The 17,823-nt window shown below is 51.1% G+C and carries 13 protein-coding genes; 9 read left to right on the top strand and 4 right to left on the bottom strand.

Annotated elements, in window-relative coordinates; genetic code table 11:
- Nucleotides 1-90: 90 nt before the first annotated feature.
- On the top strand, nt 91-2,316 hold the full coding sequence (locus BLP64_RS02610; RefSeq protein ID WP_092591468.1) for an NADP-dependent isocitrate dehydrogenase: 2,226 nt from the start codon (nt 91-93) through the stop codon (nt 2,314-2,316).
- Nucleotides 2,317-2,399: 83 nt separating this feature from the next.
- A complete protein-coding gene (locus BLP64_RS02605; RefSeq protein ID WP_092591467.1) occupies nt 2,400-2,642 on the top strand; it encodes a hypothetical protein in 243 nt (80 codons plus the stop codon).
- Nucleotides 2,643-2,672: 30 nt separating this feature from the next.
- Here the strand turns inward: BLP64_RS02605 and BLP64_RS02600 are convergent, their stop codons facing one another.
- Genes BLP64_RS02600 through BLP64_RS02585 form a run of 4 tightly spaced genes read right to left on the bottom strand, consistent with a single transcriptional unit; the run spans nt 2,673 to nt 6,021 of the window.
- Nucleotides 2,673-3,266, bottom strand: a complete 594-nt coding sequence (locus tag BLP64_RS02600; protein ID WP_092591465.1) for an ABC-type transport auxiliary lipoprotein family protein — start codon at nt 3,264-3,266, stop codon at nt 2,673-2,675.
- A complete protein-coding gene (locus BLP64_RS02595; protein WP_092591463.1) occupies nt 3,263-4,150 on the bottom strand; it encodes an MlaD family protein in 888 nt (295 codons plus the stop codon). The genes BLP64_RS02600 and BLP64_RS02595 overlap by 4 nt, the downstream gene beginning before the upstream one ends.
- 3 nt (nt 4,151-4,153) lie before the next feature.
- Nucleotides 4,154-4,894: an ABC transporter ATP-binding protein gene (locus BLP64_RS02590; RefSeq protein WP_199286031.1), complete on the bottom strand. Its 741-nt coding sequence runs from the start codon at nt 4,892-4,894 to the stop codon at nt 4,154-4,156.
- A 5-nt stretch (nt 4,895-4,899) separates the two neighbouring features.
- Complete coding sequence (locus tag BLP64_RS02585; protein ID WP_092591460.1) at nt 4,900-6,021, bottom strand: MlaE family ABC transporter permease; 1,122 nt, start codon at nt 6,019-6,021, stop codon at nt 4,900-4,902.
- Nucleotides 6,022-6,206: 185 nt separating this feature from the next.
- On the opposite strand from BLP64_RS02585, the gene dnaE reads away from it, so the two are divergent.
- The 7 genes from dnaE to BLP64_RS02550 all read left to right on the top strand — a co-directional run bounded on the left by dnaE (nt 6,207) and on the right by BLP64_RS02550 (nt 17,822).
- Nucleotides 6,207-9,698, top strand: a complete 3,492-nt coding sequence (gene dnaE / locus BLP64_RS02580; protein WP_092591458.1) for a DNA polymerase III subunit alpha — start codon at nt 6,207-6,209, stop codon at nt 9,696-9,698.
- Between the two features lie 18 nt (nt 9,699-9,716).
- On the top strand, nt 9,717-10,673 hold the full coding sequence (gene accA / locus BLP64_RS02575; RefSeq protein WP_092591456.1) for an acetyl-CoA carboxylase carboxyl transferase subunit alpha: 957 nt from the start codon (nt 9,717-9,719) through the stop codon (nt 10,671-10,673).
- Between the two features lie 22 nt (nt 10,674-10,695).
- The gene (gene tilS, locus BLP64_RS02570) at nt 10,696-11,679 is read left to right on the top strand and encodes a tRNA lysidine(34) synthetase TilS (protein WP_233340089.1); all 984 of its coding nucleotides are present in this window, start codon (nt 10,696-10,698) and stop codon (nt 11,677-11,679) included.
- Nucleotides 11,666-12,553: a DMT family transporter gene (locus BLP64_RS02565; RefSeq protein WP_092591452.1), complete on the top strand. Its 888-nt coding sequence runs from the start codon at nt 11,666-11,668 to the stop codon at nt 12,551-12,553. The genes tilS and BLP64_RS02565 overlap by 14 nt, the downstream gene beginning before the upstream one ends.
- Nucleotides 12,554-12,670: 117 nt before the next feature.
- The gene (locus BLP64_RS02560) at nt 12,671-13,849 is read left to right on the top strand and encodes an efflux RND transporter periplasmic adaptor subunit (RefSeq protein ID WP_092591450.1); all 1,179 of its coding nucleotides are present in this window, start codon (nt 12,671-12,673) and stop codon (nt 13,847-13,849) included.
- Nucleotides 13,842-17,018, top strand: a complete 3,177-nt coding sequence (locus BLP64_RS02555) for an efflux RND transporter permease subunit (RefSeq protein ID WP_092591448.1) — start codon at nt 13,842-13,844, stop codon at nt 17,016-17,018. The genes BLP64_RS02560 and BLP64_RS02555 overlap by 8 nt, the downstream gene beginning before the upstream one ends.
- A gap of 78 nt (nt 17,019-17,096) precedes the next feature.
- The gene (locus tag BLP64_RS02550) at nt 17,097-17,822 is read left to right on the top strand and encodes a DUF599 domain-containing protein (protein ID WP_092591446.1); all 726 of its coding nucleotides are present in this window, start codon (nt 17,097-17,099) and stop codon (nt 17,820-17,822) included.
- The last annotated feature ends 1 nt before the right edge of the window (nt 17,823 follow it).

Here is a 17,823-nt window from a genome sequence, read left to right as displayed (position 1 = left end):
CGGCAGCGCTGATGCGCTAGTGATCAAGCGTCGATCCTGCTATAATTTGGGACAATTTTTTCCGTCCTGAACGCATGAGTAGGAATGACTATGTCAATTGATAGTTCAAAGATTATTTACACTGAAACCGACGAGGCACCACGTTTAGCGACTTATTCGTTGTTGCCGATTATCCGTACTTTCACTGACGCAGCAGGCGTTGCGGTTGAAACTCGTGATATTTCTTTAGCTGGCCGAATCATTGCTAGCTTCCCAGAGTATTTAAAAGAAGAGCAACGGATTGGTGATGCGTTGGCTGAATTAGGTGAGCTTGCAAAGGCGCCTGAAGCAAACATCATTAAATTGCCAAACATCAGTGCGTCAATTCCGCAACTGACTGCCGCGATTAAAGAATTGCAACAGCAAGGCTACGCGTTACCAGACTACCCACTCGAGCCAAGCACCGACGAAGAGCACGAAGTTCGTGCCCGTTACGACCGCATTAAAGGGTCGGCGGTAAATCCAGTATTACGTGAAGGGAACTCGGATCGTCGTGCTCCAGCGTCAGTTAAAAACTACGCGAAAAAGCATCCGCATCGCATGGGTGCGTGGAGCAGTGACTCTAAAACCCACGTGGCACACATGGATGACGGCGATTTTTACGGCAGCGAGCAGTCCACCACGTTTGCACAAGCCGATGACCTAAAAGTGATTTTGAAAACCAGTGCTGGCGACCAGGTGCTGAAAGAGTCGATCAAAGTATTGGCCGGTGAAGTGGTTGATGCAGCCCACATGAGTGTGGCCAAGTTGCAAGCATTCTTTGCTAAAGAAACAGCCGCTGCGAAAGAGCAAGGCGTGTTGTTATCCTTGCACTTGAAAGCGACCATGATGAAAGTTTCTGACCCAATTATGTTTGGTCATGCGGTAAAAGTTTACTTTGCTGACTTGTTTGCCAAGCACGCAGAGACGTTCAAGCAACTTGGCGTAGACGCGACCAACGGTTTTGGTGATGTGCTCGCGAAAATCGCCACTTTACCAGCAGACCAACGGGCTGCCATTGAAGCTGATATCGAAGCCGTTTATGCCCAGCAGCCAGAATTGGCGATGGTGAACTCAGATAAAGGGATCACCAACTTACACGTGCCAAGCGATGTGATTATTGACGCGTCGATGCCTGCCATGATTCGTGATGGCGGGAAAATGTGGAACCGCGCTGGTAAAACTCAAGATACCTTAGCGATGATCCCGGATCGTTGTTACGCAGGTGTTTACCAAGCAACCATCGATTTCTGTAAAGAGCACGGTGCATTTGACCCAGCGACTATGGGGACCGTACCGAACGTTGGTTTGATGGCGCAAAAAGCTGAAGAATATGGTTCACACGACAAAACCTTTGAAATCCCAGCTGACGGTACCGTTGTGGTAGTGAACCAAGCGGGCGAAACGGTGTTCACCCACGACGTGCAGCAAGGTGACATTTGGCGGATGTGCCAAGTGAAAGATGCACCGATTCGCGACTGGGTGAAATTGGCGGTTACACGTTCACGCTTAAGCGGTATGCCTGCGGTGTTCTGGCTTGATGAAAATCGTGCCCACGACGCGGAGCTGATCAAAAAGGTGAACACCTACTTAAAAGATCACGATACCACGGGCTTGGATTTACGCATTTTGGCACCGACTGAAGCAACCCAATACACCTTGGCGCGCATGAAGAACGGTGAAGACACCATTTCAGTCACCGGTAACGTATTACGTGACTACCTCACCGACTTGTTCCCAATTTTAGAGTTAGGAACCTCGGCGAAAATGTTGTCAATCGTACCATTAATGAATGGCGGTGGCTTGTTTGAAACGGGCGCTGGCGGTTCTGCACCGAAGCACGTTCAGCAGTTTGTTGAAGAAAACTACTTGCGTTGGGATTCGCTGGGCGAGTTCTTAGCTTTAGCGGCATCGTTGGAGCACTTAGCACAGCAAAGCAACAACCAACGTGCGCAAATTTTAGCAGACACCTTGGACGCAGCAACGGCGAAGTTCCTTGATAACGATAAGTCACCAGCACGTAAGCTGGGTCAAATCGACAACCGTGGTAGCCACTTCTACTTGGCAATGTATTGGGCGGAAGCTTTAGCAGCACAAACCCAAGACGCTGAATTGGCAGAACGGTTTGGCAAGTTGGCCGCCTTCTTGGTAGAAAATGAAGCGACCATCGTGGCTGAACTGAACAGCGTACAAGGCCAAGCAGTTGAAATTGGCGGTTACTACCAGCCAAATCCTGAATTGGTCAGCAAAGCAATGCGTCCGTCAGCAACCTTTAATGAGGCGCTGGCAAAATTTTAATCGTGATTGATTAAATACTTGCTAAAATAGCGGGGCAACTCCACACTCGGGGTTGCCCTTTTTTTTGCGTTGAGGAAGATGCCATGAATGAAGCAGCCGCTTTTATCCAAAGTCCTTTGTGCCGCTCGTATCAAGCGGATGGACAGACCGTTACTATTGATATTTATCGAGCCGAAGAAGAAAGTGGTTGGGTGTTAGAAATTGTGGATGCCGACAACAATTCCACGCTGTGGGAAGATCGCTTTGAAACCGATGATGCGGCGCTTGCCGAGGCATTGGATGCGCTCGAACAAGAAGGAATTGGTGCTTTTGTAGGGACGTTTTAGTTGTAGAGGGTTATACCGGTTGGCCGCGCGCTAGGGCGTCGCGGCTAACCAATCCAGCAGTTGTTGGCCGACCTCAGCACTGGCTGCTTGCAACGCCTGAACGGCTGCCGCAGTGGTGTTCGCAGCAACGGGCACTTGCGCAGAAAAACGATGGCTGGCATGTAATCGACGTTGGCGGGTATCAATCAGCTGTGCATCAAAACGCACCACAGCGACCGCTCCTTGGGCAGTTTCCTCCACCTGCAACGCTTGTAAGCGGCCCGCCAGTTGCCATTGATTATCTAACCCTTGTTGGGCCGAGCTGATGTGCTCAAACCGCGCATCCCGCCATAAACCTTCCAATAACCAGTTTTGCCACAGAGTCGCGATGGATGAACTCCATTTGGCATTGGGGTACGCCATTACTCCCCCAGCACTGTTGATGCGGACAATGCGCTCCAATTGCAAAGCGTCGCCCAGTTCAGGAGTGGCGACACGAATGTGAGAACGCACGGCAGGGCCTTGTGAGGCTACTGGCATGGGCTTCATCACGTAATAATCAATGGGCTTGGCCTCGGGTAAAATACTGCAACCAGTGAGCAAGCTGAGCCCTACGAGGGCGCCAGTAAAGGTGCTGAGTCTCATGGCTGATACTCCTTGATGTGTTCAGTTTCAAAGCGGGCGGCAATGCGGTTAAAGCGTTGTAAGGTTGCTTGCAGTTCCAGCAGGGTGGGGCCTAATTCAGCAACCCCAGCCAAGCCAGCGTCAATATTCCCGCGGTTTTGTTCAATCACTTGGTGCAGCTGTTCACTGGTGGCAGCCAAGTGGCGCAAGGAAAGCTCTGCTTGGTCAAAAAGCGGGTCGGTCCGTGCCGTTAATTGCCGTTCTAAGGTAGACAGCGAATGATTCAATTGCTTGGTGACCGCCTGGAGGTTTTCTAACACCCCAGCAATATTATCCGTTTGTGCCAACAGGCCGTCACTAAACTGATTCACATTGGTCAAAATGGATTCAATGGATTGCAGGTTATTGTCCGAAAATAGCCGATTCACGTTATTAATCATTTGGCTGACGTTTACGAACAACTCTTCGGTGCTCAGGCGCAATTGTGTGAGTTCAGACGGTGCCGCAACAATTTCAGGGATGTCGCCGGTATGCTTGAGCGGCTCACTTTGTGCCACACTTTGCTCTAACGAAATGCCGCTGGCACCAGTAATGTTTAGTAGCGCTCGGGACGCTTTGGTAGCTTGGGTGATGGGCGTTGCAGCACCAATGCGAATACGAGCACGGACAATACGCATATCGTTGGCGTCCAGGCTAAGCTGGGTGACTTCGCCGACATAAATGCCATTAAAATGAACCGGGCTGCCGGTGGTCAACCCCGCTACCGGCTCTTTGAATAACACATCATAGAGTTTGTAGTCTTGCTGGCTATCGGCTTTGCTCAACCACAGGGTAAAGCATAACCCTGCGATAATGATCGCAAGGGTAATAACGCCAACCCAAATATATCGTGCTTGTGTTTCCATCGACTATTGCTCCTGATGAATGGCGGTTTGCTGGGCTTGGGCGCTGCGTCCCCGAGGGCCATGAAAATATGCTTGAATCCACGGGTCGGGGTTTTGCGCGACGGTTGCTAAGCGATCCACCGCAAGGATTTTTTTCTGTGCTAACACGGCAACCCGATCACAAATGGTATGTAAGGTATCGAGATCGTGAGTAATGAGTAATACGGTTAAATCGAGGGCCTTGGATAAGGTGAGTAGCAGCTCATCAAACGCGGCAGCGCTAATCGGATCCAAGCCCGCGGTAGGCTCATCTAAAAACAACATGTCGGGTTCGCGAATCAGCGCTCGTGCTAACGCAGCCCGTTTCACCATGCCGCCCGACAGCTCGGCCGGGTAGCGGTCACCGACGCTCGGCTCCAGCCCTACTAATGCCAATTTAAGCTTGGCGAGGGCATAGGCCTGTTGGCGCGGAATGGCGGTATGTTCCAGCAGTGGCAGCGCAACGTTCTCGGCCACGGTGAGTGATGAAAACAAAGCACCTTGTTGAAACAACACCCCAAACTGGTCGGTATTGAGTTGAATGGTGCCGGCAGCCGCTCGATTAAGCCCGATGGCGGTGCGTAACAGCACCGACTTGCCAGAGCCTGAGCCGCCCACTAGCCCGATAATCTCCCCTTTGTGGACGGTCAAGTTCAGCTGTTCGTGCACCACATGAGCGCCAAACCGCGTGGTGATATTGGTTAAGGTTAATAATGGATCTGCCATGGGCGCTACCATCCCATTTCCATAAAGAATAACGCGGCAATGGCATCCAGCAAGATCACCGCAAACAAGGCTTGCACCACGCTTTTGGTGGTGTGTACGCCAATGGAACGGGCGTTGGACGATACTTTAAAGCCTTCCAAGCAGCCAATGATGCCAATAATCAAGGCAAAGAAGGGGGCTTTACTGATGCCGACCCAAAAATGCCGAATGGGCACCTCATTCAGAATGGATAAGTAATGGGTGAGAGAAATATCCAGCGATAACACCGCAACAGCAGCCCCACCAACAAGTCCTGCGGTGGTGGCAATAAAGGTGAGCAAGGGCATCATGATCAGCAACGCAAAGAGCCGCGGTAGCACCAACATTTCGATGGGGTTTAATTGCTCCACTTGCATGGCATCGAGTTCTTCGTTGACTTTCATAGCGCCAATTTGCGCGGTGAACGAACTGGCGGTGCGACCTGCCAGCAAAATTGCGGTAAGCAGCACACCGAGCTCTCGCATAAAGCCGAAGGCGACCAAATCGACGGTATACAGGGTTGCGCCAAACTCCACTAATACGGTGGCGCCTAGAAAGGCCAGCACGGCACCAACTAAAAATGCCATTAAGGCAATAATAGGAATGGCGGCTAAGCCGCTTTGTTGCATGTGCGCCACACAAGAAGTGAGACGCCAGCGGCGGGGATTCAGGACCACCCGGCCGGCGGTAACCAGTACCAAGCCAATAAAATGACATAATAACAGGAACTGTTGCAGTTGCTGATCCACCCAACGACCTAGGTCGCTGACCCAGTGATACCAAGGTTGTGGGGCAGGTGCTGGCTCATTTTCTGCAACCGTCAAGGCATTTAGAAGTTGCTCAAACACCGCATGATGCACTGGTTTCAGGCCCTGCGCTTGGTCAATCAATGAGCGCAATTGGGTACGGTTGAGCCGACCCGTTAATAAGGCAGCCGTGTTCAAATCAAGGCGCTGCAATTGCGAGCAATCCAGTTGCTGTACGCTGACAGACTGGGGCAATTGTTGCAATGCACGTTGAATTGCAAGGTAGTTACTGAATACCCATTGACCTGATAATTGCAGTTGGTTCTGTTCAGGTTCATAGGAGACAAAGGTCGCAGTTGACATGGAACTCTTCTTGGCTCACCGGTAACGAGTTGTACTATAACAATGTTTTAATCAGGTGTCAGTTTTAATATAACAACTTGTACGGATTATGTTACATAAAATCACTACATGACAAGCTTGCCTCCATACGGCACAATAAGCACCGAATCATTACTTTCTACAGCATTTAATCCATGAGTGTGGTCATGCAACAACCCCAATTTATTCACTTGCGAATCCATAGTGATTTTTCCATGAGTGATGGTCTTGCCAAAGTGAAGCCGATTTGTGCGGCTTCCGCAGCCATGGGGATGCCTGCATTAGCATTAACTGACCAGATGAACTTGTGTGGGCTGGTGCGCTTTTATCGTACCGCTCATGACCATGGTTTAAAGCCCATTATAGGCTGTGACTTGTGGGTGCTGCCCCAAGGCTGGCAGCTCGACAGTGCTGAGGAGCCCTTTCGGCTCACGGCGCTAGCGATGAATAATGAGGGCTACCAGCAACTCACTCAGTTGATTAGCCGCGGCTATTTGGCGGGGCATCGTTGTGGCCGACCTTGCGTCAACCAAGAATGGCTCGCCGAGCATCAACAAGGGCTGCTCCTGCTGTCCGGCGGGCGCGAAGGCGATATCGGCAAAAAGCTGTTGCAACATCGGCCGGAAGAAGCGGCTCAACTCTTAGCGTTTTACCAGCAGCATTTTCCTGACCGCTTTTACCTTGAACTGCAACGCACGGGAAGGGCAGGAGAAAATGATTATTTGCATGCCGCGGTGGAATTAGCAGCAGCAACCGGAACCCCTGTGGTGGCGACCAATGAAGTGGTGTTCTTAAGCGCCGACGATTTTATTGCTCACGAAGTACGTGTGGCGGTGGCCGATGGCTATACCCTGGATGACAAACGTCGCCCACAACGCTACAGCGCTGAACAGTATCTAAAAACGCCTGAAGAAATGGCGGAACTCTTTGCGGATATTCCCGAAGCCATTGCCAATACCGTGGAAATTGCTAAACGTTGTAATGTCACGGTCACCCTCGATCAGCACGTTTTGCCTGAGTTTCCTACCGGTGGAATGAGTCCGGAAGATTTTCTGGTCATGAAATCCAAAGAAGGGCTCGAACAGCGGCTGGAGGCTTTGTTCCCAGATCCTGAAGAGCGTGCGCAGCGGCGGCCAGAATACGACGAACGTTTGCAGATTGAGCTCGATGTGATCAACCAAATGGGGTTCCCCGGGTACTTTTTGATCGTGATGGAGTTTATCCAGTGGTCAAAAGATAACAATATTCCGGTCGGCCCAGGACGGGGCTCGGGTGCGGGGTCTTTGGTGGCTTATGCGCTGCAAATTACGGACCTTGATCCGCTCGAATTTGATCTGCTGTTCGAACGCTTCTTGAACCCAGAACGGGTTTCGATGCCGGACTTCGATATCGACTTTTGTATGGACCGCCGCGATGAAGTGATCGAGCACGTGGCGGAACTCTATGGCCGCGATGCGGTGTCTCAGATAATCACCTTTGGTACCATGGCAGCGCGCGCGTCCATTCGTGACGTGGGTCGAGTGCTGGGGCATCCCTACGGCTTCGTCGATAAAATTACCAAGCTGGTGCCAGGTGATCCGGGCATGACGCTGGAAAAAGCCTTTGAAGTAGAGCCGCGCTTGGTGGAAATGTACGAACAAGACGAAGATGTTCGTGAAATCATCGATATGGCTCGTATTTTGGAAGGCGTGACTCGGAACGCCGGTAAACACGCTGGGGGCGTGGTGATTGCGCCCAACCGAATCACTGACTTCTCCCCATTGTATTGCGACGAGCACGGTCAGCAGCCAGTCACTCAGTTTGATAAAAACGACGTGGAAGCGGCTGGGCTGGTGAAGTTCGACTTTTTAGGGTTGCGCACCTTAACCATTATTCAGTGGGCCCTGGATATGGTGAATGCAAATCGCCAACGGGCGGGGCAACCTCCCATTGAAGCCAGCCAAATACCGCTGGACGATCCGGCCTGTTTTGAATTGTTGAAAAAGGGCAACACCACCGCCGTGTTCCAGTTGGAATCGTCGGGCATGAAGCAGCTGATTAAAAAGCTGCAACCGGATACTTTTGAAGACATCATCGCGTTGGTGGCCTTATTCCGCCCGGGTCCGCTGCAATCGGGCATGGTGGATAACTTTATTGACCGGAAGCATGGCCGCGAAGAAATCTCGTATCCCGATAAAGAATACCAGCATGAATTGCTCAAACCCATTCTTGAACCCACCTATGGGGTGATTCTTTATCAAGAACAGGTGATGCAAATTGCCCAGGTGCTAGCGGGTTATTCGCTGGGCGGCGCTGACTTACTACGCCGTGCTATGGGAAAGAAAAAGCCAGAAGAAATGGCGCAACAACGTGCGGTGTTTGAAGAGGGCGCACGTAAAAATGGCATTGATGGTGAGCTAGCCATTAAAATCTTTGACCTGGTAGAAAAGTTCGCCGGGTACGGGTTTAACAAATCACACTCGGCCGCCTATGCATTGGTGTCTTATCAAACGCTGTGGATGAAAACTCATTATCCGGCAGAGTTTATGGCCGCGGTCATGTCGGCGGATATGGATAACACCGACAAAATTGTCACCTTGGTGGACGAATGCAAAGCCATGGGGCTGCAAGTATTGGCACCGGATGTGAATGCCGGCCAGTATAAGTTCACCGTTGATGCGCAGCAGCGCATTGTGTACGGCATTGGGGCGATTAAAGGGGTGGGCGAAGGCCCCATCGAAGCCATCTTAGCCGCTCGCACCAGTGGTCCCTTTACCGATTTATTTGATTTTTGCTGCCGTGTTGATTTAAAAAAGCTGAACCGACGGGTATTGGAACGTTTGGTGAAAGCTGGCGCCATGGATTCATTGGGACCGCACCGTGCGGCGTTGATGGCAACCTTGGATAAAGCGATTCGCCAAGCGGAGCAGCACCACCAAGCGGAAGCGATCGGGCAAAGTGATTTATTCGGGGTGCTGACCAGCAGCACCGATGTGGCGTCTATTGAACATGAGTTTATTCAAGTACCGCCGTGGCCAGAAGCCATTTGGCTGGAAGGCGAACGCGAGACGCTTGGGCTATACTTGACCGGTCATCCGGTGGATCGCTACCGGCGCGAACTGGAGCAATATGTGCCCGCCGTACTGGCCAAAGTGAAACCCACCGAGCGGGACCAAATTACCACCGTGGCGGGGTTAGTGGTTGACGTGCGAACCATGTTGAATCGGCAGAACCAACGTTGGGCCATTGTGACGCTGCATGATAAAACAGCGCGGTTTGATGTGCGGTTTTATGCAAAAGATTACGAAACCTATTACCACCTGCTCGAAAAAGACCAAATTTTGGTGATTAAAGGAGAGGTCAGCTTTGATGATTACTCCTCTGCCAATACAATGACGGCACGAGAAGTAATGACCTTGGTGGGAATGCGGGAGCAATATGCTCAACGGTTACGATTAACGCTCCGGCAAGAGGCCGTGGAAAAAGGCGGCATCGAGGTTCTGCAACGATTATTGACACCTTATAAAGAGGGGGGCTGCCCGCTCCATATTCGCTATGAGCGACCTGATGTTACGGCAGAATATGTGGTAGACACCGAGTGGTACGTTACCCCCACGGATGAATTGATGTATGAGTTGCAACAGCAGTATGGTGAGCACGCTGTTGAACTCGAATTTTAATGGCAAACAGGAGCCATAATGAGTCTTAAATTTTTAGATTTTGAACAGCCGATTGCAGAGTTACAAGCGCAAATTGAAGAACTCAAAGCAGTGGGCGCGAAAGGTGATTTTGACATTTCTTTGGAAGAAGAAATTGCCAAGCTGCAAGAAAAGCGGGAAGAACTGGTTGAAAAAATCTTCGGTGATCTCGGTGCTTGGCAAGTTGCCCAATTAGCGCGTCATCCATTGCGTCCGTACACCTTGGATTATATTCGTCTCATTTTTGAAGACTTTGATGAGCTGGCCGGCGATAGAACCTTTGCCAACGATGAAGCCATTGTGGGCGGAACAGCGCGCTTAGACGGCAAACCAGTGATGGTGATTGGTCATCAGAAAGGCCGGGACACGCGTGAAAAAGTGCGTCGTAACTTCGGCATGCCGCGTCCCGAAGGCTACCGTAAAGCGTTGCGCCTGATGGAAATGGCCGAACGCTTTAAAATGCCGATTATTACTTTTATTGATACACCGGGAGCCTATCCGGGGATTGGCGCGGAAGAGCGCGGTCAGTCGGAAGCCATTGCGCGCAACTTGAAAGTGATGGCACGGCTGAACACGCCAATTATTTGTACGGTGATTGGCGAAGGAGGTTCGGGCGGTGCACTGGCAATTGGGGTGGGCGACCGGGTGAACATGCTGCAATATTCCACCTACTCGGTGATTTCGCCGGAAGGCTGTGCGTCCATTCTGTGGAAAAGTGCTGAAAAAGCACCATTGGCTGCCGAAGCCATGGGCGTGACCGCACAACGTTCATTAGAGTTTGGCCTAATCGACACCATTATCGAAGAACCGATTGGTGGAGCCCATCGTGACCACGAAGAAATGGCCAAACGGTTGAAGCGTCAATTGTTGGCTGATCTGGATCAGTTGGTAGACCTTGATAACGCGGCCCGGTTAGAACAGCGTTACCAAAAGCTGATGTCATTCGGTTATTGTTAAGCAGCGTAGGTAATCGTTCTTGGTGGACCCACTTTATCGTGTATTTCGACAGCGATTATTGGCATTGCCGCGCACGCCTGAGCAGCAGATTGTGGTGTGCTTGGGCGGCGGTGCCGACTCCCAAACGGTGTTGGATTTAACCGATCAATTCCGCCAAGAGTTTCCTCAGTATCAGTACCTTGCGGTTCACCTTGATCATGCGTTTCACGCGAAATCAGAAGGCTGGGCAGCAGGCTTGGTGGCGGATTGTGAGCGCCGCCAATTTCCGATGATTTGTGAGCCACTCACGGTTCAGTTGGGGCGGCGGATTAGTAAAGAAGCCGCCGGCCGCGATGCACGCTACCAGCGCTTGGCTGAATTAGGCCAACCCAACGCCATTTTCCTGTTAGGGCATCACCGCAATGACCAAATGGAAACCTTTTTCCTGCAGTTAAAGCGTGGGGCCGGTCCTAAAGGCCTCGCGGCCATGCCCATGGTCAGTCAGCGGGAGCAACAAACCTGGCTGCGGCCATTGTTGGATGTAAGCAAAGCGGAAATTTACCGTTACGCCAAGCAACACCAATTATTTTGGATTGAAGACGACACCAACTACGACACCGACATTGAACGTAACTTTTTCCGCCATCGGATTGTGCCCCAACTAGAGGAACGCTGGTCGCACTTTGGCAATGCGTTGCTGCGCAGTAGCCAACTCTGTGCCGAAACAGCCACCTTACTGGATGAATTGCTGGCGCAGCAAGTGGCGCCGCAAATCAATGCTCAAGGCCATTTGGCAACTCGCTGGCTGGTCAGCCACAGTGAACCATTGCAGCGCGCCGCATTGCGTTTTTGGCTACAGGAGCAACAGGTGGCAACCCCTTCTTATGCGCAACTGGAACAATTACGCCAGCAAATGCTTGGCACCACCAATGATGCACGCCCCAAAGTTCGTTGGGGGCAGGTTGAAGTCACGCGGCAGGTAAGTGCCGATAAAGAACGTTGGCTGGTGCTGCATGAACCAACGTAAGGCCATTTATTTCGCCTTAGCGGCGGTGTTGCTATGGTCCACAGTGGCGACCGCCTTTAAGGTGGCGTTGAAGTATTTAACCCCGCTGGAACTGCTCACCGTGGCTGCCATCACCAGTGTGGTGACCTTCGCCGTGATTATCACGGTGAACAAGCAATGGGCCTCCACCTTGGCCTTAGGTCGCCGCCGTCCACTGTTTTATGCCCTGCAAGGGCTGATTAATCCGGCCGCTTATTACTGGGTGTTGTTCGCCGCTTATGATCAATTGCCGGCCCAACAAGCGCAGGCCATCAACTATACCTGGGCCATCACCATGTCCTTATTGGCGGTGCCGCTGTTAGGACAAAAGCTGAATCGAAAAGAACTACTGGCCATGGTACTCGCTTATGCGGGGGTATTTCTAATTGCCACGGGCGGGCAGTGGGACTTCTCGCAAACCAACTGGGTAGGCATTGGCTTGGCGCTGCTGAGCACCTTGCTCTGGGCCAGCTATTGGCTCATGAATACCAAAAATCAGGATCCGCCCATTGGCGCATTGTTTTGGTGTTTTGTTTGGGGCGTGGTGTGGCTGGCTCTGTTCCACGGCGGTTCCGCACTGGTCAGTGATGCGCCGAATACCATCAATCCGTTGACTTGGCAGGGGCTGGCCGCGGGCATTTATGTGGGGCTATTTGAAATGGGGATCACCTTTGTGCTCTGGTTGTCCGCCATGCGCTTAGCGACCCGCACCGCACAAATTTCCACCCTGATTTTCTTAAGTCCATTTATTTCGCTGGTACTCATTTATGTGGTGCTGGGCGAAGTCATTCAGGTGACCACCTTTATGGGCTTGTCGTTGATTTGCATCGGGTTATACCAACAACGTAAGGCGTAATAATAAGTTCGTTACAACTGCTAACATATTGTTACTAACGCCTTGGTCAGAATACCGTCATACTAATACACGTCACAATAACTCTTATTCTAATCAATTTGACGGGTCTCAGTGAGTATGGCATTTAAAAAACGAATCTTGGTTCCACCACTCATTATTATCACTTCAATTGTCCTATTGATCCTGATGTTTATGGTTCGACCGCAACCGCCTCAGCGCGCTGTTGAGCGCCCACCGGTGTTGGTCGATGCCGTGCAAGTGCAGACAGAAAACGTTCAGTTCACGGTGGCTGCACAGGGCAATGTGAAGCCCAAGCACATGACCAACATTGTCACGCAAGTGAGTGGGCAAGTGGTGGAAGTATCAGAACAGTTCGTCAACGGCGGTTTTTTTAAACAGGGTGACGTGTTATTACGCATTGATCCTGCTGATTACCAAGTAGCACTGCAAAGTGCCAAAGCTGCACATGCACAAGCGCAAGCCGCACTGGCGGAAGAAAGCGCGCGAGCAAAAGTTGCCAAAGACGAGTGGGAATCCCTGCAACTGGGTGAGATTCCGGCCCTCGGGATTCGTGAACCGCAAGTGGCCAGTGCCTTAGCCGCGGTGCTTTCTGCTGAAGCTGCGGTGGACAAAGCGCAACGCGATTTAGAGCGCACCGTGATCCGCGCCCCCTTTGATGGCATCTTACAGAATAAATCCGCCGATATTGGACAGTTTCTAACCATGAATAGCACTGTTGGCGCATTGTATGGCTCCGAAGTCGCAGAAATTCGTATTCCTTTGAGTGACCGCGATTTGGCGTATATCGATTTGCCTGATAACGCACAGAGTGGCAGTTTTCCTAAAGTTGTGTTGACCAGCACGGTGGCTGGGCAACCAACCACGTGGACGGGGCATTTGGTTCGTAGTGAAGGCGTGCTGGACCCGCAAAGCCGCGTGATTTTTGGGGTGGTTGAAGTGACAGACCCTTATAATCAAGCTGGGCAAACCCATGGTGAGCCGTTACGTTTTGGCCGTTTTGTCGAAGTGGCCGTTGAAGGCATTGAAGTGACCAACGTGATTCGGTTGCCGCGTTATGCGCTATTAGCAGATAACAGTGTGTGGGTGGTGGATAACGAACGTCGCCTACAGCGTAAAAACGTGAGCATTGTGCGTTCTGAAGCACAGCATGTGATTATCGATGACGGGCTTCAGGCCGGAGACTGGGTGGTGCTCACGCAACTCACCAATGCCTTACCGAGCATGAAAGTGCGTTTAGTAGATGACGTGGCAACGGTGGACGCTGACCATGAGTAAGTTCGACGTTGATCCTCACAAAGGCCCCATTGCCTGGTTTGCGAATAACTCCGTTGCCGCCAACTTGCTGATGATGCTGATTATCGTCAGCGGCTTGTTTATGTTGGGACAAGTGCAGAAGCAAATGTTCCCCGAAATTGAGTTCAACATGATTAGCGTGCAAGTGCCTTATTTAGGGGCGGCCCCGCAAGAAGTTGAACAAGGCGTGTTGATCCGTATTGAAGATGCCATTAAAGACGTGGATGGCATTAAACGGATCAGCTCAACCGCCCGGGAAGGCATGGGCAGCGTTTCCATTGAAGTGGAGGGCGGCTACGACGTGCAGGTGGTGATGGATGAAGTCAAAATGTTGATTGATGCCATTCCCAGCTTCCCCCAGCAGATTGAAAAACCCAATATCTACCAACTGCGCCCGCAACGAGAAGTCATCTGGATTGGCATCTATGGTGATATGGGCGAAGCCATGCAAAAGGAATTGGCGAAGCAAATTCGTGATGAATTAAAACGAATTGGCGGCATTTCTAAAGTGGAAGTGGTGGGCGCTCGTAACTACGAGATTTCGGTTGAAATTTCCGAAGCCGACTTACAACGTTACAACCTGACGTTTCAAGACATTGTTGCCGCCATTCGCGGAACCTCCATTGACGTTGCCGGTGGTTCCATTAAAACGCCCAATGGCGACATTTTATTACGCGCCAATAACCAAGCTTATGCCGGCGGTGAGTTTGAAGAAATTGTGCTGATCAAACGGCCGGATGGAACCCGCCTCACACTCAGCGACATTGCGGTGGTAAAAGATGAGTTTGTGGAGCAGCGTCGCTTTACTCGGTTTAATGGCAAAAATGCCACCTTTGTGCGGGTGGATTCGGTAGGGGATCAAAATGATCTCTTGATTGCCGAAGTGGTGAAGCGCTACGTGGAAGACAAAGCCAAAGACTTGCCACCAGAGGTGACCATTGAGCACTGGGGCGACTCTTCTTACTATCTGAAAGATCGCTTGAACCTGATGACCAGCAATATGATTTCAGGCGGGCTCTTGGTGTTTTTATGCTTGGCGTTATTTATGCAAATTCGCTTAGCATTTTGGGTGATGATTGGGATTCCCGTGTGCTTTTTAGGCACCATTGCCCTCATGCCGTTACCCATGTTCGATATTTCGTTGAACATGATTTCGCTGTTTGGTTTTATTCTGGTGCTCGCCATTGTGGTGGATGACGCCATTATCATTGGCGAAAGTGTGTATTCAGAAATTGAAGAAAAAGGCCGCACCGTGGATAACGTGGTGATTGGTGCCAAAAAGGTGGCCATGCCGGCCACATTTGGGGTACTCACCACCATGATCGCGTTTACCCCCATGCTGATGATTGAAGGGGTGATGGGGAAAATCTGGGAATCCATTGCGTGGGTCTTAATACTTTGTCTGGGCTTCTCGTTGGTGGAATCCAAGCTGATTTTACCAGCGCACTTGGCCAACATGAAATACACGCCGCGTAGTGAAAGCAAGTTGAATCGGTTTCAGAAAGTACGCAACAAAATTGCCGATGGCTTAATGCATATTGCGCGAACCTACTATCATCCGTTCTTATTAAAGTGTGTGCGATTCCGCTACGCCACGGTCGCTACCTTTATCGCAATGTTTATCTTATCCATTGGATTAATCGCCAGTGGGACGGTGCGTTGGGTGTTCTTCCCTGATATTCCCAGTGACTTTATTCGTGCCAGTGTGCAAATGCAGCCAGGTTCAGCCGAAGAGGCGACCATTCGCACCTTGAATGTGTTAGAGCAGAAGCTACTGGAAGTGGACGCACGCGCGGAACAAGAAATTGGTGAAAACATCATTAAACACACCACGGTGTTCTTAACCAGTGCGACCACGGGCACCATCATTGCAGAGCTCGAAAAAGGGGAGTCGAGAAGCTTGGATGGCTTTGCCATTCTCAATGAATGGCGTGAAAAAGTGCCAGAGATTGCGGGCGTGAAAGCGTTGAACTTCCAAGGCAGTATTGTGGGTGGTAGTAGCTTTGACGTGGAATTTCAGTTGACCGGCCGCAACCTCGAAGAATTATCTGCGGCAGCGACGCTATTACGCCACGAGCTCGCCAGTTTTGAAGGCGTTTTTGACATTGAAGACACCTTTGGTGAAGGCAATGATGAAGTGGTGTTGGAGCTTAAACCACTGGCCACGGCCATGGGAATTACCTTGCAAGACCTAGCCACACAAGTACGTTTTGCCTTCTACGGAGCGGAAGCACAACGGGTGCAACGTGACGATGAAGAAGTGAAGGTGATGGTGCGTTACCCGTTGTCTGAACGGCAGTCCGTGGGCAACTTAGAAAGCATGAAATTACGTACCGCGGATGGCTCCCTCATTCCATTTACCGAACTGGCAGATATTCGCTTTGCGAAAGGGTACAACACCATTAGCCGGATTAATGGAGAACGCTCGGTGAACGTTCGTGCACGAGTGGATAAAAGCAGTGTGCAGCCCTTTGATATTGTGCGGCAAGTGCGGGATGAAAAAATTCAGCCCATTCTTGACCGCTACCCCTCAGTAGGCTTTAAGCTAGAAGGGGCATCCCAAGATGAAGCAGAAGCGACCAGCTCGCTGGCCGTTGGCTTTGCTATTGCCATGTTTGGGATTTATGCTGTGATGGCGGTTCCGCTGCGCTCCTACATTCAGCCCGTGATTCTTATGTCGGTCATTCCATTCGGGTTGATTGGAGCGGTGATTGGGCACTTGCTATTAGGCATGCCAGTTTCCTTGCTGAGTTTGTTTGGCGTGTTGGCGTTATCAGGGGTGATTGTGAACGACTCGCTGGTAATGGTGAACTACGTCAACTGGGCCCGCTCGCAAGGGGAAGGCTTGTTTAAAGCGGTGACCGATGCGGGGGTGATGCGATTCCGCGCCATTATCTTGACGTCGTTGACGACCTTTTTGGGGCTGGCGCCGATCATGATGGAACGAAGCATGCAAGCGAAGATGGTCATTCCAATGGCGGTGTCATTAGCATTCGGGATTCTCTTCGCAACGGTGATCACCTTGTTCTTGGTGCCGTGCTTCTACATGATTTTGGACGACTTCAAACAAGGCAGTCGAAAAGTTCTTAGCTGGTACGGTTTAGCAAAACCACCCACACCAGAATCAGAAGAACAAAAAGTCGTCACATAATGTTAAACTAATGACCTTAAACTATGAATCACCAGCGGCACGTACTGCCGCTGGTTGACTAGCCACAGGAAGGTCCGCATGAATTTGGCGTTTATCGACATTTTCGCACTCGTTTTCTTCGTGACAGTGTGGGTGAGTTACTCTCAATTCGCACGGTTACGGGCTCGTACCACCTACAGTTTGTCGCATATTCTACGTCAACTCCGAATTGACTGGATGCGGACCCTCACTCGAAAAGAACACCAAATTGCTGATGCTGCTTTGCTTGGCAACGTGGAGCGCACGGTGACCTTTTTTGCGTCGTCCACCATTCTGGTGTTAGCGGGGGTGCTCACCTTGCTAGCGTCGGCCGATAACGTGGTGCAAGTGCTCGAAAACATCCCGGTAACCGCACCCACCTCGGCCGATAAAGTCCAATTTAAATTGGCGGTGTTAAGCTTAGTGTTCGTGTTTGCTTTCTTTAAATTCACTTGGGCGATTCGACAATTTGGTTTCGTCTCAGTGCTGATGGGGGGCGCGCCCCAGTATCGCTCCACCGACTATTCGGACGAAGAGCGCGAGTTGTTCGCGCGGCAAACCGCAAAAGTGATTGACCAAGCCGGCCATGAATACAATAACGGCTTGCGGGCCTATTATTTCGCGTTAGCCTATTTATGCTGGTTTGTGCACCCCTACGTATTCATGGCCTCGACCGCCGTGGTGGTCGTGGTTCTTTATCGTCGCGAATACCGCTCCAAAGTACTGCGTGCCTTGTTGGCAACCAAAGGGTTAGCGCCCGGAAAGATTCAAGAACTGGAAGAATAAT

Source organism: Pseudidiomarina indica (assembly GCF_900104245.1).
GTDB lineage: Bacteria > Pseudomonadota > Gammaproteobacteria > Enterobacterales > Alteromonadaceae > Pseudidiomarina > Pseudidiomarina indica.
The sequence above is the reverse complement of the archived record's forward strand: the minus strand, read 5'-3'. Positions and strand labels throughout refer to the sequence as shown.

Coding starts and splice junctions, on each gene's coding strand:
- accA (WP_092591456.1), top strand. CDS start 9,717: ATGAGTCTTAAATTTTTAGATTTTGAACAGCCGATTGCAGAGTTACAA.
- BLP64_RS02600 (WP_092591465.1), bottom strand. CDS start 3,266: ATGAGACTCAGCACCTTTACTGGCGCCCTCGTAGGGCTCAGCTTGCTC.
- BLP64_RS02610 (WP_092591468.1), top strand. CDS start 91: ATGTCAATTGATAGTTCAAAGATTATTTACACTGAAACCGACGAGGCA.
- BLP64_RS02565 (WP_092591452.1), top strand. CDS start 11,666: ATGAACCAACGTAAGGCCATTTATTTCGCCTTAGCGGCGGTGTTGCTA.
- BLP64_RS02560 (WP_092591450.1), top strand. CDS start 12,671: ATGGCATTTAAAAAACGAATCTTGGTTCCACCACTCATTATTATCACT.
- BLP64_RS02590 (WP_199286031.1), bottom strand. CDS start 4,894: ATGGCAGATCCATTATTAACCTTAACCAATATCACCACGCGGTTTGGC.
- BLP64_RS02605 (WP_092591467.1), top strand. CDS start 2,400: ATGAATGAAGCAGCCGCTTTTATCCAAAGTCCTTTGTGCCGCTCGTAT.
- dnaE (WP_092591458.1), top strand. CDS start 6,207: ATGCAACAACCCCAATTTATTCACTTGCGAATCCATAGTGATTTTTCC.
- BLP64_RS02585 (WP_092591460.1), bottom strand. CDS start 6,021: ATGTCAACTGCGACCTTTGTCTCCTATGAACCTGAACAGAACCAACTG.
- BLP64_RS02595 (WP_092591463.1), bottom strand. CDS start 4,150: ATGGAAACACAAGCACGATATATTTGGGTTGGCGTTATTACCCTTGCG.
- BLP64_RS02555 (WP_092591448.1), top strand. CDS start 13,842: ATGAGTAAGTTCGACGTTGATCCTCACAAAGGCCCCATTGCCTGGTTT.
- BLP64_RS02550 (WP_092591446.1), top strand. CDS start 17,097: ATGAATTTGGCGTTTATCGACATTTTCGCACTCGTTTTCTTCGTGACA.